The organism is Oculatella sp. FACHB-28 (assembly GCF_014696015.1).
Lineage (GTDB): Bacteria > Cyanobacteriota > Cyanobacteriia > Elainellales > Elainellaceae > JAAUTN01.
The window spans coordinates 54,437-73,283 of record NZ_JACJPJ010000072.1 but is presented as its reverse complement, the minus strand read 5'-3'; the positions used below and the strand labels follow the sequence as shown (position 1 = coordinate 73,283).

Annotated in this window: 18 protein-coding genes and 1 other RNA gene; 9 read left to right on the top strand and 10 right to left on the bottom strand. The window is 49.5% G+C overall.

Going from position 1 to position 18,847, the window contains the following annotated elements; translation table 11 throughout:
• Nucleotides 1-12: 12 nt before the first annotated feature.
• The 3 genes from ffs to H6F88_RS16270 all read left to right on the top strand — a co-directional run bounded on the left by ffs (nt 13) and on the right by H6F88_RS16270 (nt 1,326).
• Nucleotides 13-109: signal recognition particle sRNA small type (gene ffs, locus H6F88_RS16280), an RNA gene on the top strand.
• Nucleotides 110-247: 138 nt separating this feature from the next.
• Nucleotides 248-616, top strand: coding sequence for a phasin family protein (locus H6F88_RS16275; RefSeq protein WP_190643804.1), 369 nt, complete (start codon nt 248-250; stop codon nt 614-616).
• Nucleotides 617-900: 284 nt separating this feature from the next.
• Nucleotides 901-1,326: a hypothetical protein gene (locus H6F88_RS16270; protein ID WP_190643803.1), complete on the top strand. Its 426-nt coding sequence runs from the start codon at nt 901-903 to the stop codon at nt 1,324-1,326.
• On the opposite strand, the gene thiD is transcribed toward H6F88_RS16270, so the two are convergent.
• Nucleotides 1,323-2,138 carry a bifunctional hydroxymethylpyrimidine kinase/phosphomethylpyrimidine kinase gene (gene thiD / locus H6F88_RS16265; protein ID WP_190643802.1) on the bottom strand — a complete coding sequence of 272 codons (816 nt, stop codon included), beginning with the start codon at nt 2,136-2,138 and terminating at the stop codon, nt 1,323-1,325. The genes H6F88_RS16270 and thiD overlap by 4 nt on opposite strands.
• An 82-nt stretch (nt 2,139-2,220) precedes the next feature.
• Nucleotides 2,221-3,015, bottom strand: a complete 795-nt coding sequence (locus H6F88_RS16260) for a Crp/Fnr family transcriptional regulator (RefSeq protein WP_190643801.1) — start codon at nt 3,013-3,015, stop codon at nt 2,221-2,223.
• Nucleotides 3,016-3,197: 182 nt separating this feature from the next.
• Here H6F88_RS16260 and H6F88_RS16255 point away from each other — a divergent pair, with 182 nt between their 5' ends.
• The 5 genes from H6F88_RS16255 to H6F88_RS16235 all read left to right on the top strand — a co-directional run bounded on the left by H6F88_RS16255 (nt 3,198) and on the right by H6F88_RS16235 (nt 7,750).
• Nucleotides 3,198-4,346, top strand: a complete 1,149-nt coding sequence (locus H6F88_RS16255) for a sulfate ABC transporter substrate-binding protein (protein WP_190643800.1) — start codon at nt 3,198-3,200, stop codon at nt 4,344-4,346.
• Nucleotides 4,347-4,442: 96 nt separating this feature from the next.
• Nucleotides 4,443-5,297 (top strand): sulfate ABC transporter permease subunit CysT, encoded by an 855-nt coding sequence (cysT, locus tag H6F88_RS16250; protein ID WP_190643799.1) that lies wholly within the window; start codon nt 4,443-4,445, stop codon nt 5,295-5,297.
• Nucleotides 5,287-6,168, top strand: coding sequence for a sulfate ABC transporter permease subunit CysW (gene cysW / locus H6F88_RS16245; RefSeq protein ID WP_190643798.1), 882 nt, complete (start codon nt 5,287-5,289; stop codon nt 6,166-6,168). Before cysT ends, cysW begins: the two co-directional genes overlap by 11 nt.
• A gap of 20 nt (nt 6,169-6,188) precedes the next feature.
• A complete protein-coding gene (locus H6F88_RS16240; RefSeq protein ID WP_190643797.1) occupies nt 6,189-6,470 on the top strand; it encodes an NIL domain-containing protein in 282 nt (93 codons plus the stop codon).
• A 77-nt stretch (nt 6,471-6,547) separates the two neighbouring features.
• Nucleotides 6,548-7,750, top strand: coding sequence for a glutathione S-transferase family protein (locus H6F88_RS16235; protein ID WP_190643796.1), 1,203 nt, complete (start codon nt 6,548-6,550; stop codon nt 7,748-7,750).
• Here the strand turns inward: H6F88_RS16235 and H6F88_RS16230 are convergent.
• From H6F88_RS16230 to H6F88_RS16205, 6 genes are all read right to left on the bottom strand, one after another.
• Entirely contained in the window at nt 7,732-8,445 is a 714-nt protein-coding gene (locus H6F88_RS16230) for a hypothetical protein (RefSeq protein WP_190643795.1), read from the bottom strand. The two genes, H6F88_RS16235 and H6F88_RS16230, sit on opposite strands and share 19 nt — an antisense overlap.
• Nucleotides 8,446-8,485: 40 nt before the next feature.
• Nucleotides 8,486-8,854: a hypothetical protein gene (locus H6F88_RS16225; protein WP_190643794.1), complete on the bottom strand. Its 369-nt coding sequence runs from the start codon at nt 8,852-8,854 to the stop codon at nt 8,486-8,488.
• A 118-nt stretch (nt 8,855-8,972) separates the two neighbouring features.
• Entirely contained in the window at nt 8,973-10,643 is a 1,671-nt protein-coding gene (locus H6F88_RS16220) for an alpha-amylase family glycosyl hydrolase (RefSeq protein ID WP_190643793.1), read from the bottom strand.
• Nucleotides 10,644-11,068: 425 nt separating this feature from the next.
• Entirely contained in the window at nt 11,069-11,488 is a 420-nt protein-coding gene (locus H6F88_RS16215; protein ID WP_199333641.1) for a nuclear transport factor 2 family protein, read from the bottom strand.
• A 66-nt stretch (nt 11,489-11,554) separates the two neighbouring features.
• Entirely contained in the window at nt 11,555-12,523 is a 969-nt protein-coding gene (locus H6F88_RS16210) for an aldo/keto reductase (protein WP_190643792.1), read from the bottom strand.
• Between the two features lie 362 nt (nt 12,524-12,885).
• The gene (locus H6F88_RS16205; RefSeq protein WP_190643791.1) at nt 12,886-13,680 is read right to left on the bottom strand and encodes an SDR family NAD(P)-dependent oxidoreductase; all 795 of its coding nucleotides are present in this window, start codon (nt 13,678-13,680) and stop codon (nt 12,886-12,888) included.
• A 599-nt stretch (nt 13,681-14,279) separates the two neighbouring features.
• On the opposite strand from H6F88_RS16205, the gene H6F88_RS16200 reads away from it, so the two are divergent.
• A complete protein-coding gene (locus H6F88_RS16200) occupies nt 14,280-17,639 on the top strand; it encodes a PAS domain-containing protein (protein ID WP_190643790.1) in 3,360 nt (1,119 codons plus the stop codon).
• On the opposite strand, the gene H6F88_RS16195 is transcribed toward H6F88_RS16200, so the two are convergent.
• Together H6F88_RS16195 and H6F88_RS16190 are read right to left on the bottom strand one after the other, a co-directional pair.
• On the bottom strand, nt 17,636-18,094 hold the full coding sequence (locus H6F88_RS16195; protein WP_190643789.1) for a response regulator transcription factor: 459 nt from the start codon (nt 18,092-18,094) through the stop codon (nt 17,636-17,638). The two genes, H6F88_RS16200 and H6F88_RS16195, sit on opposite strands and share 4 nt — an antisense overlap.
• Nucleotides 18,094-18,792 (bottom strand): Crp/Fnr family transcriptional regulator, encoded by a 699-nt coding sequence (locus H6F88_RS16190; protein ID WP_190643788.1) that lies wholly within the window; start codon nt 18,790-18,792, stop codon nt 18,094-18,096. Before H6F88_RS16190 ends, H6F88_RS16195 begins: the two co-directional genes overlap by 1 nt.
• Nucleotides 18,793-18,847 lie beyond the last annotated feature (55 nt).

Genomic DNA, 18,847 nt, shown 5'->3' with positions numbered 1-18,847 from the left:
TATGCTAAAGCTGACCTGGACCCATGCGATCACAACGCCCAAACTTTGTCAGGACCGGAAGGTAGCAGCAATACGGGATGCTTGTGATAGGCGTGGTCTCCGGGTCACTTTTGTTGAGGGGTACTTGAAGAAGCCCTGGGTTTGAGAGACTTTTGTAAAGTCGGGTAGGCAGTTTGGCAGATTTACTCCTATTCTGGAAGCATCTCTCTTGATCATTTCCTGTGATATTTAAGGAGTCGCTGTAGCGATGGCTGGCTTTGGAGATTTAGTCCAAAAGGCATTTTACTTAGGGGTTGGGATCGCCTCCTATGCAGGCGAAAAGGCTGGCATGACGCTAACCGAGTTGCGATCGCAAGCCCAAAAAATTGCTGACGAAATGGTGGCACGCGGCGAAATGACCACCGAGGAAGCAAAGCGGCTGGTCGATGAAATGGTGAATCGGGCACAACAGGCTCCAGCAAATCCCCCAACTGATGCTAGACCTGGCGAACCCCGCCGAATCGAAATTCTCTCTGAAGACGAAGCTCCATCCGAAGCGCCCCCCGAACCAGTTGATGATTTGCGCGATCAGGTCACAAAACTACAGGAAGAACTGCGACGGCTGAAGCGAGACTAAGGGAAAAATAAAGGGCGAAGGATGAGCAGTGGTCGTAGTAGCGTGTCAAGCTTAGAATGTTGGGTTACACTGCGCGCTTCACCCAACCTACACAACCTGTAGATAGCAGAACTGTAGGTTGGGTAGAGCAGGGCGGAACCCAACAAATCCTCAGGGATAAAGCTTTTACAGGGTGGGCTACTAGCGTTTCAAGATCAAGAATTTGGCTTCTGTAGGGTGAGCAATGTCCACCTCATCTACACATCAGGGCTAGAAGTTCAGTTGCAGCTTAGGTTTGGGAAATTATGGAAGGTTGGTCGCACGATTGGGTGAAGATGTTTGAGACGGTCGCCGTCGGAGTAGAGCAGTTTTTCCTGGAAGCCACGAAAGAAATGACTGAAGCTCTAGATGCCTTCGCAGAATTTTCTGAAGATGTTGCGTCTGAACTCGAAAGTGCGATCGCCCCTGAACTTGCGAACCTCGATGCAGAGCTAGACCCGTGGATTGAGTCAATTTTGCAGGCTTTTACCGGGCTAGAGGCTACTTTGAGTGAAGCCGCAGAACCCGTCACTCACACGCTGGAGCCGATGCTGAATGAGCATCCTGCCTGTGTCGGTTGTCGCCACTATCACGGACAGATGTATGGCGGCAATGTCCTAGTTTGCGCGATGTACCCCTATGGCTCAGAGACGGAAACCTGCCCAGATTGGGAGTCAAGCTGGAAGGATTAACGAATGAGTGGGAAGAAATGCCCGACGGGTCCTTGTCCTTTGCCAATCCGCAAAGAATAATTCAGAGCAGTCGTGACGTAATCCTTTGCTAGCCGCACGGCTGAATGCAGGTCTTTACCAAGGGCAAGGTTAGCCGCGATCGCCGCTGACAAAGTACACCCCGTTCCGTGGGTATCAGTCGTGTTAACGGTTGAAGTTTGTAGAGTATCGAGGCGATCGCCATCAAATAGCACATCGACCCCGCGCAAATCGCCTTCCATACCGCCGCCTTTAACTAACACAGACTTTGCCCCAAGCTGAAAAATCTTTTGGGCAGCAGCCTGCATGTCTTCTAACGTTTTGATCTCTAAACCGCTGAGAATCTGTGCCTCGTAGCGATTGGGCGTGAGAATGGTCGCCAAAGGAAGCAGGTCGTTTTGGAGGGTGGCGATCGCCTCATCGTCAATCAGTTGCGCCCCCGTACGCGACACCATCACCGGATCGACAACTAGATTGGGCAGGTGAATTTCTGCTGCCTGCTTAGATACCGCTGCAATAATTTCCTGATTCAGCAGCATTCCGGTCTTAACTGCTTGAACACCAATGTCTTCCACGACTGCTGCGACTTGAGATACCACCGACTCCGCAGGCAGCGCATCTACCCGACTCACCCCTAACGTGTTTTGTGCGGTGATGCAGGTGAGCGCACTGGTGCCATGCACCCGATGAAAGGCAAAGGTGCGGAGATCGGCTTGAATGCCTGCACCACCACCGCTATCTGATCCGGCGATAGTTAGAGCTACAGGAATAGGTGAGGGTAAGGAAACAGTCATACAGGTTCAGGAAGAGAATATGCTGGTTATACTCGTTCCCAGGTAAAACCTGGGAACGAGAAGCTGACGAGAAGCCAAGTTTTCAACGCAGGGGCCACCAGGACACTTTATCGCGGGTTGCCCCATAGACTTCCTTTAGCCCTTCGGGATCAAGCACTCGTACTGTATCGCTGGAAGGATCGGTGGATTTTGCGGAATCTATCAGCTTCACCTGCCGCATTCCTTTTAGCACTTGCTCAACGGTGCGGTGATTGAGCTGGCTGGCGCGGGCAATGATGTCAATCGGCAAATCAAACATAAAGGTGCCGTCTGCCTGGGGCTGATTTCCCAGCGATCGCTCCTGATAGATCAGCGCCCGCAGCAAAGCCGCCACTGCTTGAGGTGGATGGGTGCTGCAATTGAGCAAATGATATTCAAACTTAGCCCGTAGCTCAAACAGCAGGTGATAGCGATCGCGAAACACTTCACTTTCCTCGTAAAGTGCTTGCACCGACGCAAGTGGAATTTTGAACACATCGGTCGTTTTATACGCCTCAACCAGACTGGGAAACGCCTGGGAGATTTTGCCATAGGCAAATGCAAGATTTCGCATTCCAAAGCAGCTTCCCGGATAGCTCAGCGCAATCACCCGATCCAGTGGCGTACTGCGAACGATAACCGGGCCGCCCGCCAAAATTGCATACAAAAACTCTAGTGATACCCCTGGTCGAAAAGCTGTGTATACCGGACGACTGGAGTATAACTTTTCTCGAATAATTTGCTCAGGCGACACATAGTTCGCCAGCCAGTCCATATCCATTCCCCGAAACAGGCAATTGCCCTGAATCAGCAGTTGCAAAGAATCGGGTTCTAAAGACTGCTTGGCTTTCACTGCCATGCCATTGCTGCTCGATTAGGGAATACCCCATTCTGGCAAATATTCTGACAAATTTAGTTTTATATCGAACCCGAAATTCAATTCGTTTATGATTCACTTGTATTTTATATATGGTACAGTCTTATTCAAACTAAATCCGGTATTCCGATCCGTTAACCGGTGTTTAATAGGAGTATTCTCTCATGTACCTGTGGCAGCGTTTCACTCGATTTTTTGGCTTACGAAGGTTGAAATCTCCAGTTGCGGGTGGGTTGTCCCCGCTAACGCTGGGGCGATCGCTGCGTCTGTTAAAGCGGCCAATCTCCCTGTTTTTAGTAGGAATAGGGCTGAGTTTGGCGATCGCCTCTTGCAGCCCCTCTGAAACAACCGGAGGTGAATCGACATCGGGTGAAGCAGCAAGCGGTCCCGTTGAGCTAACCCTGGTTTCCTACGCCGTCACTCAGGCTGCTTACGAGCAAATTATTCCTCTATTTAACGAGCAGTGGAAAGCCGAGCATGACGGACAGGAAGTTATCTTTGATCAGAGCTATGGCGGCTCCGGCTCTCAAACTCGCGCAGTCATCGATGGCTTAGAGGCAGATGTCGTAGCTCTTGCTCTCGCCCTTGATACCAAAAAAATCGAAGAAGCCGGACTGATTGAATCAGGCTGGGAAGAAGAAGCTCCTAACGGCTCAATCGTTCACTCCTCTGTCGCTGCACTGGTAACTCGTGAAGGCAACCCCAAAGCAGTTCAAGGTTGGCAGGACCTGACCAAAGAAGATGTAGCTGTCATTACCGCCAATCCTAAAACTTCAGGTGGCGCGCGGTGGAATTTCCTGGCGATGTGGGGCGCAATCAACCAGACGGGCGGAGATGACGCAGCCGCTTTAGATTACGTCACTCAAGTTTATGGAAACGCTCCTGTTTTGCCCAAAGATGCGCGTGAAGCGACTGACGTATTCTTTAAGCAAGGTCAGGGAGATGTGCTGATCAACTACGAAAACGAAGTGTTGCTGGCAAAATTGAATGGGGAAGAGTTGCCATACGTAATCCCTGATGTCAACATTTCCATCGACAATCCAATCACAGTAGTCGATGCCAACGTAGACAAGCACGGCACTCGTGAAGTCGCAGAAGCGTTTGTACAGTTCTTGTTTACCCCTGAAGCACAACGAGAATTTGCCAAGGTCGGCTTCCGTCCCGTTGAAGAAAGCGTCAAAGCGGAAGTTGCTAACGACTACCCCGAAATTAAAACCCTATTCACCGTTGATGACTTTGGCGGTTGGGACGAAATTCAGGCAAAATTCTTTGATGACGGTGCCGTGTTTGACCAGATTCAAGCTGGCGCTTAATTTGTTTTGTCTTTAATCATTGACGCGATGTACACATTGCAATCTGCACATCGCGTCAATAGCCCGTTGTGACCCGTGTTACTGGAGTCTTGACTGATGACCCCTTCCTCAAACTCTCAGTCTGCATCTTTTCTCAGCAGACTGCGTCAAGTTCCCCGCCTGCCGTTTATCTGGCAGTTTACTTGGGTGTATCTGACGATTATGCTGTTTGTGCCAGTGATCGCCCTTTTGCTGAAAGCCAGCACACTTAGTCCGGCTGAAATTTGGCGCATCGCCACTTCTCCGATCGCGCTTTCTGCTTATGATGTCACCTTTGTCACCGCATTGGTAACAGCCGCGATCAACGGTGTGATGGGCGTGATCATCGCCTGGGTCATGGTGCGCTATGAGTTTCCATTTAGACGCATTTTAGATGCCGCCATTGACCTCCCCTTTGCCCTGCCTACTGCGGTTGCAGGTTTAACGCTGGCAACAATCTATAGCGATAGTGGTTGGATTGGTTCTCTGCTAGCTCCCTTTGGTATTAAAGTATCCTTCACTCGCCTTGGCGTTGCGGTTGCAATGCTATTTATCTCACTGCCGTTTGTGGTTCGCACTGTGCAGCCCGTCTTGAGAGAACTGGAACCCGAACTGGAAGAAGCCGCCTGGAGTTTAGGCGCATCCCGGTTTCAGACATTTTGGCGAGTGCTATTACCGCCGCTGTTGCCCTCGATTCTGACAGGAGTAGCGCTGGGCTTTTCTCGTGCTGTAGGAGAATATGGCTCAGTTGTGATTGTGGCAGCAAACATTCCGTTTAACGATTTGATCGCTCCGGTGCTGATCTTTCAGCGATTGGAGCAGTATGACTATGCTGGCGCGACGGTAATTGGTTCCGTCATGCTAGGTGCTTCACTGGTGATTTTGCTGGCAATTAATCTATTACAGGCGTGGGGACGGCGTTATGACATCTGAAGTTTTTAATCCACTGTCGCGCAAGCCATCCCCTAAGACGGACAGCAAGGAATTAGCCAAAAAAGGGGAATGGACAAAGCTGGTTCTGATTGGAATTGTGGTCGTTTACCTGGCGCTGGTGTTGCTGGTTCCAGCGATCAATGTGTTTGTGCAGGCCTTTGATGGCGGCATTGAAGGGTTTCTTGAAACAATCAGACAACGAGAGTTTGTGAATGCGCTGAAGCTGACACTGCTGATGGCGGCGATCGCCGTTCCGCTCAACACCGTTTTTGGTATTTGTGCAGCCCTGGCGCTAGCCCGCAAACGCTTTCCTGGACGCACCCTGCTGATCAGTATTATTGACCTGCCCTTCTCCGTTTCCCCCATCGTCGCAGGTTTGATGATTGTGTTGCTGTACGGGCGAAATGGCTGGTTTGGGCCGTTGCTGGAATCTGCCGGAATCAAAATTATCTTCGCCATTCCAGGAATGCTGCTGGCGACGATTTTTGTCACGCTTCCCTTTGTCGCCCGTGAAGTCTTACCTGTTTTAGAAGAAATGGGGCCAGAACTAGAAGAAGCAGCTAAAACGCTGGGAGCAAGCAGTTGGCAGGTATTTTGGCGGGTGACGCTGCCCTCGATTCGGTGGGGCTTGCTTTATGGCTTAATCTTGACCAACGCCAGAGCAATGGGAGAATTTGGGGCGATCGTTGTCGTCTCAGGTAGCATTCGCGGCAAAACCCAAACCCTGCCACTGTTTGTTGAAGAAGCTTATAAGCAATATCAAACCCAGTCCGCCTATGCAGCGGCAGTGCTGCTGGCTTTGCTAGCCGTTGTAACGCTGGTACTCAAAGAAATTCTGGAACGGAAAACAGCGATTAAAGATGCAGAGTAAAGCTTGAGGCAGGAGGTTCTATGACAACCCTATCTGACGATCAAAGGCGGACGCAAACTCGCATCAGAGTGCGAATTCCTAAGCGCTACCAGCAGGAACCTGTCATTTCTAACCTGATTTCTGAGTATGGGCTGACTGTCAACATTTCGGCAGCTTTGCTAAGCGCAAATGCCCGAGAGGATGGTTGGTTTGACCTCCAGCTTCAGGGAACAGTGCCGCAAATTCGTAGCGCCTTGCTCTATCTCAATGACCTCGATCTGGAAGTTTGGAATGGCTCCGATGAGCAAGAGGATAGCTGGTAAAGTCCTGGAATAGTCCCACATGTGAAGCTGTTGTAAGCTAGCTTTGAGATGACTTACGACTTATAGAACGCGATCGCATGACCCTTGCTCCCCTCGGTTGGGCAGACCTCGAAGCCCTCACAGATTTTCAGATCGATACCGTTAATGGACCCACTAACGCTCAAGCGCGGTTGCGTCTGTTTGGCCAAAGCGAATCAGATGTGCGGGTGACTTTGTACCGTGATAATCATGCCTGGTGCCCTTACTGTCAAAAAGTTTGGCTATGGCTTGAGGAAAAGCAAATCCCGTATCGTATTGAGAAAGTAACAATGTTTTGTTACGGGGAAAAGGAAAGCTGGTACAAACGCAGGGTGCCCTCCGGGATGCTACCTGCACTAGAGTTAGACGGACGGCTGATCACCGAAAGTGATGACATTTTGCTGGCTCTGGAACGGGCTTTTGGTCCGTTGGGTCAGGGCATGGAAGACTCCAGGGTACTTCCCCTGCGGCAATTGGAACGATTGCTGTTTCGCGCCTGGTGTAGCTGGCTTTGCTATCCTTCGTCACCTCCACAAGAGCAGCGTAGCCGTCAGCAATTTGTCAACGTGGTGGAAAAAGTTGAGTATGCCCTCGGCAGCACTCCCGGACCCTATTTTCTTGAAGAATTTGGTACTGCCGATGTGATCTTCACACCGTATGTGGAGCGCATGAATGCCAGTCTGTACTATTACAAAGGCTACTCCATGCGGGAGGAAAATCCTCGCTTTGCAGACTGGTTTGCCGCAATGGAAAGCCGACCCACCTATCGCGGCACCCAAAGTGACTTTCACACTCACGTCCACGACTTGCCACCCCAGATGGGCGGCTGTTGGGAAAATCGTGAACCTCAAACACGCGCCAATCAGCACCGAGTGGATCATGGACCCTGGTTAGGCTTACCGGATGTGACTTATCCAGAACCTCCAAACTCTCGCCGAGAAGCCCTGTATTACGTAATCAAACATCGCACTAACATCGTTCGGGTAAACCCCGCCGATGATGAGTTGTTTGATCAGGCTCTCCGCTGTGCCTTGACTTCCATGATGACTGGCGAAGTGTGTATTCCACCCGATGGCTCAGATTTTGGACTGCGATATTTGCGCGATCGCATCAATGTCCCCCGCGATATGTCCATCTATGCTGCTAAGCGACTCAGGGAAGCGCTAGAGAAAACGGCAGCTTTAGCGGGCGACAGACAAGGACCGCCGATTCCCATGAAGCATCGACGTGACCAAGACCCCGTTTATTTCGGCGGAAAGTAAATCTCAATGTCTCCCTGAAACTGGGACTGGTCAGCAAGGGTGACCGTAAAGGTGCGATCGCCCGTCCAGGTGAAGCTGTCTAACTCGGGCTGTGCAGGTATTTCGTCGGAAATGCTCGATTCTCCTGACTGTAAGTCCATTATGATAAACCAGGCTGTTCCTTCCAGTTTTTCTACAAAAACAGCATAGCGATCGTCAGCAGACCACTGCACCCAGTCGAGCCCACCATATTTGCCAATACTCACAGTTTGAACGGTTTGCTGAGCGCGATCGACTTTATAAATCGCCCAACATAGCCCTTCATCTGTGACTTCTTCGCAGGCTTTGAGAATGGTGTAACGACCGGATGGAGAGGTCGGTGAGACAATTAACCGTTTTGCATAAGTTACGGCACCGTCGCTACTGGTGGATACCGGGATTTCAGACTGTAGGATTGTGTCTTGATAGGACAATGCTCCCGTTTGAGTAAAGGAAAGGTCACGAACAGTTTCTCCTAGGAGAAGGTCAAGCCAGTCTTCTTGATCCAGGGCATCTTCAGGCGTTGATGGCGTTGGAGAAACCGCTGTGGGTGTCATAACCGGGGGAGATGACTCACGCATTTGAGCTTGAGGTGGAGTGCATCCGGCGATCGCAATCACCATTCCAACCCATACAATTTGGATTGGTTTTAGCCGTAACGTGTTGAGTTGAAGCATGAGTCGTAAAAGTCCATTGTTCTCTTTTAGCTACAGCTAACTACAACAGATCAATGCGACTCTCGTGAATCCAGCAGTTTAAATTTGTGACTTGAAACCAGGATTCACCAGTGCGATCGACAGTACGGTTATCGATTTCTACAAACGCGTTACCTGGAATAGTGGTTATGATTGCTCCCCAAGCGCTGGCTCGACAGTTATTGTTTTCCTGTTCAGTTCCGGCAGTATGTCCCAGCCGAGGGAAAACATCGGCATCATCCGGTAAGTTTTCATCTTCGTGATAAATATTGTCCTGATCGGCTTCAGTCGGTTGGGTAGACTGCGCGACAGCCGGTAACGGTAAGAGGATAGAGAATGCAACGAGCAGAATTGGAGTGGCGATCGGCAGGGTTGTTTTTTGAGTGTTCATCGCAATCGTCCCTTTAGAGGCACGGCAATGCCGTGCCCCTACGAAAGTTGTTTGTCAAATGGGCAACGCAGCTATAGAACGCAGCCATAGTGGGATCATAAAGACATAACCCTTGGTGTTACTGCCAAACCAATACTTGGGCTTCGTATTCACCCAAGTTAATCGTTAGCTGGTTATTCTGCGACTCAACTTTGTAATTCTTTGTCCACTCATGCCAGGTTCCATTTTCAGGAAAGTGAGGAATTTGATAATCTGCTCGGAACTGATCAGAAAAACTGGCGACAACTACCACTCGTGCGCCTTGGTCATTCCAACGACCGTAGGCAAAGACTTTATCCTCTGGGTTCTCGTGAAAGAAGTCAATGTTAGCCGTTTGAAGTGCCAGGTTTTGTTTCCGTAGAGCGATTAATCCTTTGTAGTACTCAAACAAATCGCGATTGCGATCGCCCTGCAACAACAACCAGCCAAGCTGTTGATCTGGCTCATCTGCATTGATTGGCGTGCAGTCTCCAAACTCTTCGCCCATCCAAATTAAGGGCACGCCCACAGCGGTCATCAACAGTACTGCACCTAGTTTTGCTCGACTGAAGGCAGCATCGTCAAGAATATCGCGATCGCCCAATTCGAGTAACAGTCGCTTCTGATCGTGATTACACAGGTAACTAACCGCCTTTATCAATCCCTGCGGATAATCCTGTTGGGTAGGGTCGATCGCCTGCTTAATCTGGTCAAGATCAAAAGCCTCTTCACACAAGTGAGGCTTCAACGTCTGGTAAAGATTCTCGTGCCAACAGCCATCCATTGGACCGTTCGGACTGATTAACTCGGGTTTTTCTGGAATGTGTTCCCCAATGTTGTAAAAAGGCTTTTGTCCTGCGACTTGCTTCGCGCCTTCGGTCATCCAATGGAGAAAGTCAAAGTTATCCAATTCTTTTAGGGCATCGTAGCGAATTCCATCAATGTGATACTCCTGCACCCAAAACCGCATCACATCGCCCATGAATTCCCAGGCTGGGCGAATACCGAGTGTTTCATCTTTGTACTCGTAATTAAATTCTGGTCCCCAATAATCCTGAGGGTCAGCATCTGGATGGTGGCGATCGTGGTAATACCAGTAATCGCGATCGATGTGTAACAGTGGACTTTCTTCTGAAGAGTGATTGTAAAGCTGATCTAAAATGACGCGAATACCCCTGGCATGACACTCATCGATCAAGTGCTTCAATTCTTGGGTTGATCCGTACTCTGGTTTTGGTGCAAAGAAATAGCTGGGGATATAGCCCCAGTTATAGTCGCCAGGAGTTTCATTGACGGGCATAAGTTCGATCGCATTGATGCCCAACTCACACAAGTAGTCTAACTTCTCAATCACATTTGTATAGTGACCCTGGTGGTTATCCTGAGTGCCGTGAAAGAAGTCAGAAACTAATAACTCATAAATGACTAATTCGTGATTCTCAGGCAAGAGTTTGTCATCGTGGTGCCACACATAGTCATCAACGATGCGTTCTCCATCCTTAATTCGCACTACTCCATTGCTAGTGGATGCATCGATTTCTGTCACATAAGGGTCGTTGATCTCTACCCACTCGTCCGGCTCATGCGACCAGCTTTTAGACTGTATTCGAAATTTGTATTGATAAACGCCATCATCTAGCTCAACGGATGTACGGAAATAGCCTTTATCATCCTTTTGCAGCGGAATTTCATTCCAGTCGGAGAATGAACCTATGAGTACGGCAGCTTTGTTGTGAGGCGCTAATAGTTTGAACTCAACTGAGGTTGGCATATCCTATCTATTAACAATGGAAGCAAATATTTATTTTTGTAGCAACGCACTCAATACTATTAACTCTATATTCAGAACAGTTTCACGCCTGAACAACGTATATCTAAATGTAGTTTGTAGTTTGCAATACAAGCGTCTAGTCGTAATCTGTCCCCAATCTTGTCGAGTTGAACAGATTTCACGACGCAGCAATGTCTGTAAGGGCGCACCGCAGTGCGTCCCTATCTACTGCAACATCTTCAGATTAGAAATACTATAGTGACGAATACTATAGTGACGAATACTATAGTGACGAATGAAAGTCGATCGCAGGCTGAAGCAGTAGTGCGATCGCCCCTACCACCACAAACGACAAAGTGACCCACAACAAAGTCAGATTAAGTTGCATTATCATCTCCTATTAGGAAAAACTACTTTTATTGCTTCTATCCGTGCTTTGCGCCCTGTGGCAAAAAGGCGGCTGAATCGTAGTAGGTGCGAAAGTGCTGCACCTTTCCGTGATTGAATTCTAATATGCTGACACCCCGATAAGTAATCTCCTCAGAGGTTGATAGTGCTCCTTTTGAAACCCACTCCAAAACTGAAGAATCGTTGGCTTCAACAACATGAGTAAATTCAGAATGGATACGGTCAAATACTGAAAGGTACTTTTGCCAGAATTGGCGAGCGCCCTCTTTTCCTTCGAGGGGTTCTAGCATTGCAAGATTTGTTAGCTCTGCATCAGTTGAGAATAGTTCGACGAGTTGCTCAATCTCACCTGTTTTCTCGATTTGTTGGAGCGTCTGCATAAAATGTGAAGTTGCTTCGCCGACCGTTGTTGTGTCGACTGTTGTTGTATAGGTCATATCTAATTTCTAAGTTCTACAAAGTTCTAAAGGAAGTGGATTTGAGTAATGTTCATGCTGTTGACCCTATCCTGCTGCCGACATCAGTTGTTGAAGGCGTTGAGGTTCTTCTCCTAGCCAGGCTGGATGTTGGGCAGTGCCATCAAAAATAGAGGAGGTTTTGAATGGCTCAAACTCACCTCTTGCTCCGGCTTCGGCTGTTTTGGTGAGTAACGCTTGTACCTGAGCATCTGTCATAGGCTGAAAGGTTCGCACTGCTTCAAAGGCTTGCTCAAGATACTCCAGGCTGTCCATCCCCGTAATTACAACGGAGGTGGGTAGATTTAGCGCATAGTGAAGACATTCGATCGGCGTTACTGTATTCGACCGGAGCAAAATTCCATTTGCCATACTCTTCATGCCCAGGATGCCAATGTTTTGTTTAACCAGTTCTGGCACGACGAGCTTGGCGAAGCTACGGTAGTGGGCATCCATTACATTTAGCGGCATTTGAACCGTATCAAACTTAAAACCCTGCTGGTTCGCCACTTCTAACATGTGCAGATGAATGTAGGGATCTTTATGTCCGGTGAAACCGATATATCGGATTTTTCCTGCCTTCTGAGCTTCCAAGACAGCGGCATGAGCACCTTCCTCATCAAAAATGCGATGAGGGTCTTCAAATCGCAAAACTTCGTGATACTGCAATAGATCAACGTGCTCAACCTGTAATCGCTTGAGGGATTCATCAATCTGTTTGGCAGCTTCTGCTTTAGAGCGGCCGTCAATCTTTGTCATTAGGAATGCTTTGTCACGATAGCCGTCCCGAAGCGCTTTCCCCATGCGGACTTCACTGGCTCCGTCATTGTAATCCCAACAGTTATCCATAAAGGTGATACCGCGATCGATCGCCGTGCGAACAATTCGAGTTGCCAAGTCTTCATCTACATGCTTCAAGCTAAGATGCCATCCCCCCAGTCCGATCGCAGAAACCTGCTCTCCCGTACTGCCAAGCTCTCGATATAACATCTCTGAATTTAATCTATTTTCTATCATTTTCTTTACCAACAAGTTTGCTGATCGCTGCCAACAGTAAGTAATTGAAGCATTCAATTACTTAGGGCAAAGTGAGCGACACACTAGAGTTAATCGCTCACTTTACCGATCATGTACTTCCGCGATGGTCTAATTACCTGATTGACTGACAAATCTTCTGATGTAGGTTGGGTAGAGCAAAGCGTAACCCAACTCCTGCCTCGATTCTGTTGGGTTCCGCGATGTTTCACCCAACCTACGGTACATCAGTAGTTTTAGGAGTTTTGTCAATCAACCAGGGCTAACCACTATTCATGTTTCTCAGTTCATGGCTTTTGAGTTCATGCCCTTTGAAAGGTGAAGCAATACGGTTACTTGTTGGCTTAGCTGGGTTCCGTAAGCTGACGGTGTAGTTCAGCGTTGAGCGTATCTGGCAAAACCTTGCTCATGTTGCCCTGAAGCTTGGTCATAGGAGACCCTGCGACAATCGAATCTTTGCCGGTCATCAATGCTTCAAACCCTTGCTTGGCCACCTCAGCCGGATCGTCTTTTTTGTTGGCACCTACCCTGGTATCATCCATTCCAGCCCGGTGAAAGAAGTTGGTGTCTGTCGGACCTGGCATCAGCGAAGTAACCGTAACCCCGGTGTGCTTTAACTCGTTGCGAAGTCCTTCAGCAAAGGAGTGAATGAACGCTTTGGATGCAGCGTAGACTGCTTCAAAGGGGCCAGGCATGAGGGCAGCGATCGAGGAGGTAAACAAAACCCGCCCTTTGCCGCGATCGACCATATCTTTCACTACTCGCTTGGCCAGGTGAACTGACGACACGACGTTTAGGTTGATCAGGTTGAGTTCGTCATTCAACTCTGTTTCATGAGAAAACTCACCCCCGACCCCAACTCCTGCATTGATGGCGATCGCCTCTACAGGCCGCCCCATCGACCGGATTTTGCTGTAAAGCGTCTCAACCCCTTCATAGGTAGCCAGATCGGCCTGGACTGTTTCAACGTTTGCACCAAATTGCTTGAATGCTTGAGCCGCTTCATTGATACTGGCTCCAGTTGCGGTCACCAGCAAGTCAAAGCCTTTTTGAGCAAACTGCCTGGCGAGTTCATAACCGATGCCATTAGAGGCACCCGTCACAACGGCCAGGGGGCGAGTTAGTGAACTATTCGTCATGGTCTAAATCCTCGTCTAAATTCTCTGCGGGAATTCGATCTTTAAAGGGTTGCCAGTTGTGAGGGATAGTGAAACCTGCTCTACAACCGCAAGCCAATAGCCGTGTAATAAATAGCAGTGCAATAAATTGCTTAAAGCTGTTTTGCTCTGAGCAAGATTTGAGACAGAGATATAGGCAGCAGTATGTGCCTTTAGCCTTTTGTCGATCCTAAAGAGGCAGTTGGGTTGCTGCGTCTTTCCAACGACGTATCCGTATCAATTGTGTCTTTCTCGAAAGCTGCCCTTAGCTGTCGTGCAACCTCTGCCCTAGGAATGTAGGTAAAGTTACACCCTCTGCCCTATGATGCAAGCCAATGTCCCTCACAAAATTCCTGCCCATTCCAGACTTGGCTTGTCACCTCCAACAGTATCTCAACTCCCAGGAGAAATCTGCTGCAGAACTAGACATTTCCCCTAAGGCTGTGAATTGCTGGGAGCAAAGGCGCTGTATGTCTTTACCGATGGCACTAACGCTGGTCAGATTATGAAATCGAACTTGAAATCGATCGGCGAACCCAGGAAGAACCTGTTAAGGCAGTCTTCTTCAAAAGGAGAAAGGGATGTCTAAAACATCGTCCTCTGTGAGTTTAGAGGACATTCTAATTACGGAGGCGTTAGCTCAGAGATCGCTTCGAGCCGCAAACCTGGAGGCTGAGACTCAAGCCCTTCACACGCTGGCGCAGCAGCTAGCAGCACAGTCACAAACCATGCTAAGAACGCTGGTGACTGTGGCGAGAGATTTGTGCCAGGCAGGAACCGCCGGGGTGAGCTTACTAGAGGTCACTGCTGAGGGGGAGGAAGTCTTTCGTTGGATTGCGGTTACTGGAGCTTTAGCTGACCATGAGGGAGAAATACTGCCGAAAAGCCTTTGTCCTTGCGGTGTCTGTCTAGACCACAAAGCCCCTCAACTCTATACCTATCCTGAACGTTACTTCACCCACCTGCATTCTTTTCAACATCCTTTTGTTGAAGAACTCGTCTTGCCGCTCCGGGTAAACGATCAGCCGCTCGGTACTCTCTGGGTTTTGTCTCATACTGAGCAGCAACGGTTTGACTGGGGCGATCAGCGCTTAATGACCAGCCTTGCAGGCTTTGCGGCAGCAGCTTTGCAGAGTCTAAGCCTGTACCAGAAGGCTGAAGCAAGTTTGCTGCCAGGAACGGAACTGAGATCGATCACGAATGTCATCCCCGCTTCCATTGCCTTTGTCGATTCTGAGCAGAGATATCGCTTTACCACCCAAAAGTACGAAGAATGGTTTGGGGGTTTTGTAACCAACCTTTGTGGCAAGGCAATCCAGGAAGTGTTAGGGGAAACCGTGTATGCCACCCTTCGCCCTTATGTAGAGCAAGTCCTGACAGGAGAGCAAGTCACATTCGAGCGTGAGGTTTTGCTTCAAGATGGCAGAATCCGTCATGTAGAGGCAACCTACGTGCCTCAGTTTGCCGCGTCGGGCAGCGTTGAGGGTTTTGTGGCGTTGATCAGCGATATTAGCGAACAACAAAACGCCTTGCGGGGTCGCAGGCAAGCGGAAGAGGCATTGCGAGAGAGTGAAGAGTTAAAGCAAAGCATCTTGGAGAGCAGCAAAGACTGCATCAAGGTTTTAGCGTTGACTAGTGAAATTCTCTATATCAGTAAAGGTGGGCTATGCCTTTTAGAAATCGATGATCCGTCCTCTATCCTGAATACCATTTGGGTTGACCGTTGGCAGGGTGAAGACCATGAAAAAGCAAAAGCTGCGATCGCCGCTGCCAAAATGGGAAACACAGGTCAATTTCAAGGCTATCTCCCTACTGCTAAGGGCACACCCAAATGGTGGGATACCATTGTTACACCCGTGCGTGATGCCGCTGGACAGGTTGTGCAACTGGTAGCGATTTCACGAGATATTACCGAAGCAAAGCGGGCTGAAGCCGAACGTCAACGCGCAGAAACGGCGTTGCGAGAAGCGCATGTGCAGTTGGAGTCTGCTCTGGCCGCAGGAGCGATTTACATCTGGCGGTGGAATATTCCTGTCGATCGCGTTGTGGTAAACGGAGCGTTTGCTTATTTGTTTGGGGTTGACCCAGACGTTGCGACAACTGAGGGATTGCCGCTTGAGTTCTTTGTCCAGTCCATCCATGAAGAAGACCGCCCTCGCGTTTCTGCTGCGATTCAGCAGGCGATCGAAACAGGCAGGGAATATGCGGCTGAGTACCGCATTCAAACGACTTGTGGAGAAGAGCGTTGGCTCAGGGCACGGGGACGAGTTGAATATGATGCAACAGGCAAACCCATTTCCTTTCCGGGTGCCTTGATTGATATTACCGATCGCAAACAGGCAGAAGAATCCTTGAAGCAGCTTTCCACCGAGCTGGAGCAACAGCTCCAAAAGTTTGATGCCGTTGCGTCTTCCGTGCCAGATTTTATCTACACCTTTGATCTCTCAGGACGGTTCACCTACGCCAATCAACCCTTACTTGACCTTTGGCAAAAAACGCTGTACCAAGCGGTGGGCAAAAACTTCTTTGAACTCGATTATCCAACCGAGCTAGCCGCACGTCTGCAAAAGAAAATTCAGGACGTGATCGCCACGCGACAGCCGCTCAAAGACGAGTCATCTTACACAACCGCATTTGGCACCAGAGCTTACGAAGATATCTTTGTGCCGATCTTCAACCCAGATGGCACTGTGCAAGCGGTAGCGGGAACAACTCGTGACATTACCGATCGCAAGCAAATTGAGATTGAACGAGAGCAAATCTTACAGCGAGAACAAGCCGCACGAGAAGCGGCTGAACGGGTCAACCAGATTAAAGATGAGTTCTTAGCCGTTCTATCGCATGAGTTGCGATCGCCGCTTAACCCGATTCTGGGATGGGTTCAGATGATTCGGAGAGGCAATCTTGACGCAGCCAAAACTGAAAAAGCCTGGACGACCATCGAGCGTAACGCCAGACTACAAGCCCAGTTGGTTGATGATCTGCTGGATGTCTCTCGAATTTTGCAAGGCAAGCTCAGTTTGAATGTGGGCCAAGTCAGTTTAGCGGCGACTGTTCGAGCCGCCATTGAAACGGTGCAACTAGCAGCCCAGGCTAAGTCAATCGAGATAGAAGCAACGCTGGACACTAAGATTCCATCGGTTTTGGGAGACTCAACCCGTTTGCAACAGGTGATCTGGAATCTGCTCTCAAACGCAGTTAAATTTACACCGGAAGCGGGTCGGGTCACTGTGCGGTTAGAACAGTTGGATCACCATGCTCAGATCAAGGTGAGCGATACAGGCGTTGGCATTCACCCAAGCTTTTTGCCGTGCGTGTTTGACTGTTTCCAGCAGGCTGACAGCGCAACGACTCGCCGATTTGGGGGACTGGGATTAGGACTGGCGATCGTGCGTCAGATTGTCGAGGCACATGGGGGAACGGTATCGGCAGACAGCCCTGGAGAAGGACAGGGTGCAACCTTTACCGTGAGACTGCCGCTTACGTCTGCTCAGCCCACAGCGGAGCTAGACCGGCAGCCTTTAGAGGATTCTTTTGATTTGCAAGGCACCCAAATTTTAGTGGTTGATAATGAGCCAGATGCTTTGGAGTTTGCTGCTTTTGTGCTGGAGCAAGCGGGTGCTGAAGTCTTACCGGCGACCTCCGCAAACGAAGCGCTAGCTTTGTTATCTCAATCGACACCAGATGTGTTGCTCAGCGATATTGGAATGCCGGATACGGATGGCTATACCCTAATGCGGCTAGTCAGGTCGCTTCCGCCCGATCGAGGCGGTCAGGTTCCAGCGATCGCCCTAACCGCCTACGCTGCGGAGATTGACCATCAGCAAGCACTCAGAGCAGGCTTTCAGCGGCATGTTGCCAAGCCCGTTGAGCCGGAGGCATTAATTAGAACCGTTGCGACTTTGGTACAGCAACAGCAGCAACAGAATGGACAGCATTAATAGACCGGACATAGCTGCTGGAGGATGCGCTTTAACTGTTGCCCGTCTTCTAGATAGGTCACATACTCATTGTCGCCCATCTGAATGTTTTGCCCTTCGAGGTCTGCCCCGTACCGCTCTGCCATGACGATAATTGGCGTGCGACTGTCAAGGACTGTGTTTTGACGAATCTTTTGTCCGATCGCCATCCAGCGATCGATCGTTTCTCCGACCTGGCTAATTAAAATCAGGTCAAAGCGATCGCCTTTTCCCTGAGTTCGCTCAAGGGCATCCACTTCATCAAGCGCTAGCGTCACTGAATAGCCCCAGATTTGGAGGTTATGCTTTAAGAGCGGTCGGGCATCGTCGTCTGAGTCAAGGACAAAAATGCGAGGGGATGGTGTGAGTAGCTGGTTCATCTCTTTGGTTGCCAATGAAACAATATGACGCGAGAAAGACGGGATGAATCGCTTCATTATTGCTGTCCTAGCAAGCGATCGTATTCAGCCTTAACCAGTCTGAAACACTCGCAAGCAGAGGCTTCTAGCCCAGCCTGGTTGAGAATCTGGACATTTCCTCGACGATATTGAATCAGTTTCCGCTCCTGAAGCTTTTGCGCCACCTGCGTCACACCTGCCCGTCGCACACCCAGCATCGTAGCCATAAACTCCTGTGTTAGAGGTAGATGGTCGGAGTGAATTCGCTCCTGCGTTTCAAGCAGCCAGCGCGGCAGGCGTTGTTCTAGCGTGTGCAGAGAGTTGCAAGCCGCCGTTTGAGAAACCTGTGCCAGAAATGCTTGGGTATAGCGCAACAGTAAATCGTGTAGCTCATCGTTGCGGTCAAACTCCTGCCGCAGAGCTTGAGCACCAATTTTCATCGCATCACCTGAAAGTTGGACGGTATATTCTGTTTGGGTACTTTCCTCTTTACCCATAAAAGCGTTAACACCCAACACATCTCGACTACCAGCCATGCCCACTTCTGCTGTTGCACCATTTTGCATCGTGATTGTGATAGAGAAGAGGCAGTTGATCGGGAAATAAAGGGAGGATATTGGCTCACCAGAGGACTGGACGAGCGTACCCTGCTTTAAGCTGACACGATCGAGATGAGGCGCAAGGCGATCGCGCACATCCGCAGAGAGAGCAGCCAATATTTGATTTTTAGCGGTCATAATAACCTCAAAGGATTACGAAGAGGCTTTTCATAAAGCGCATCTTGGTGTGGGC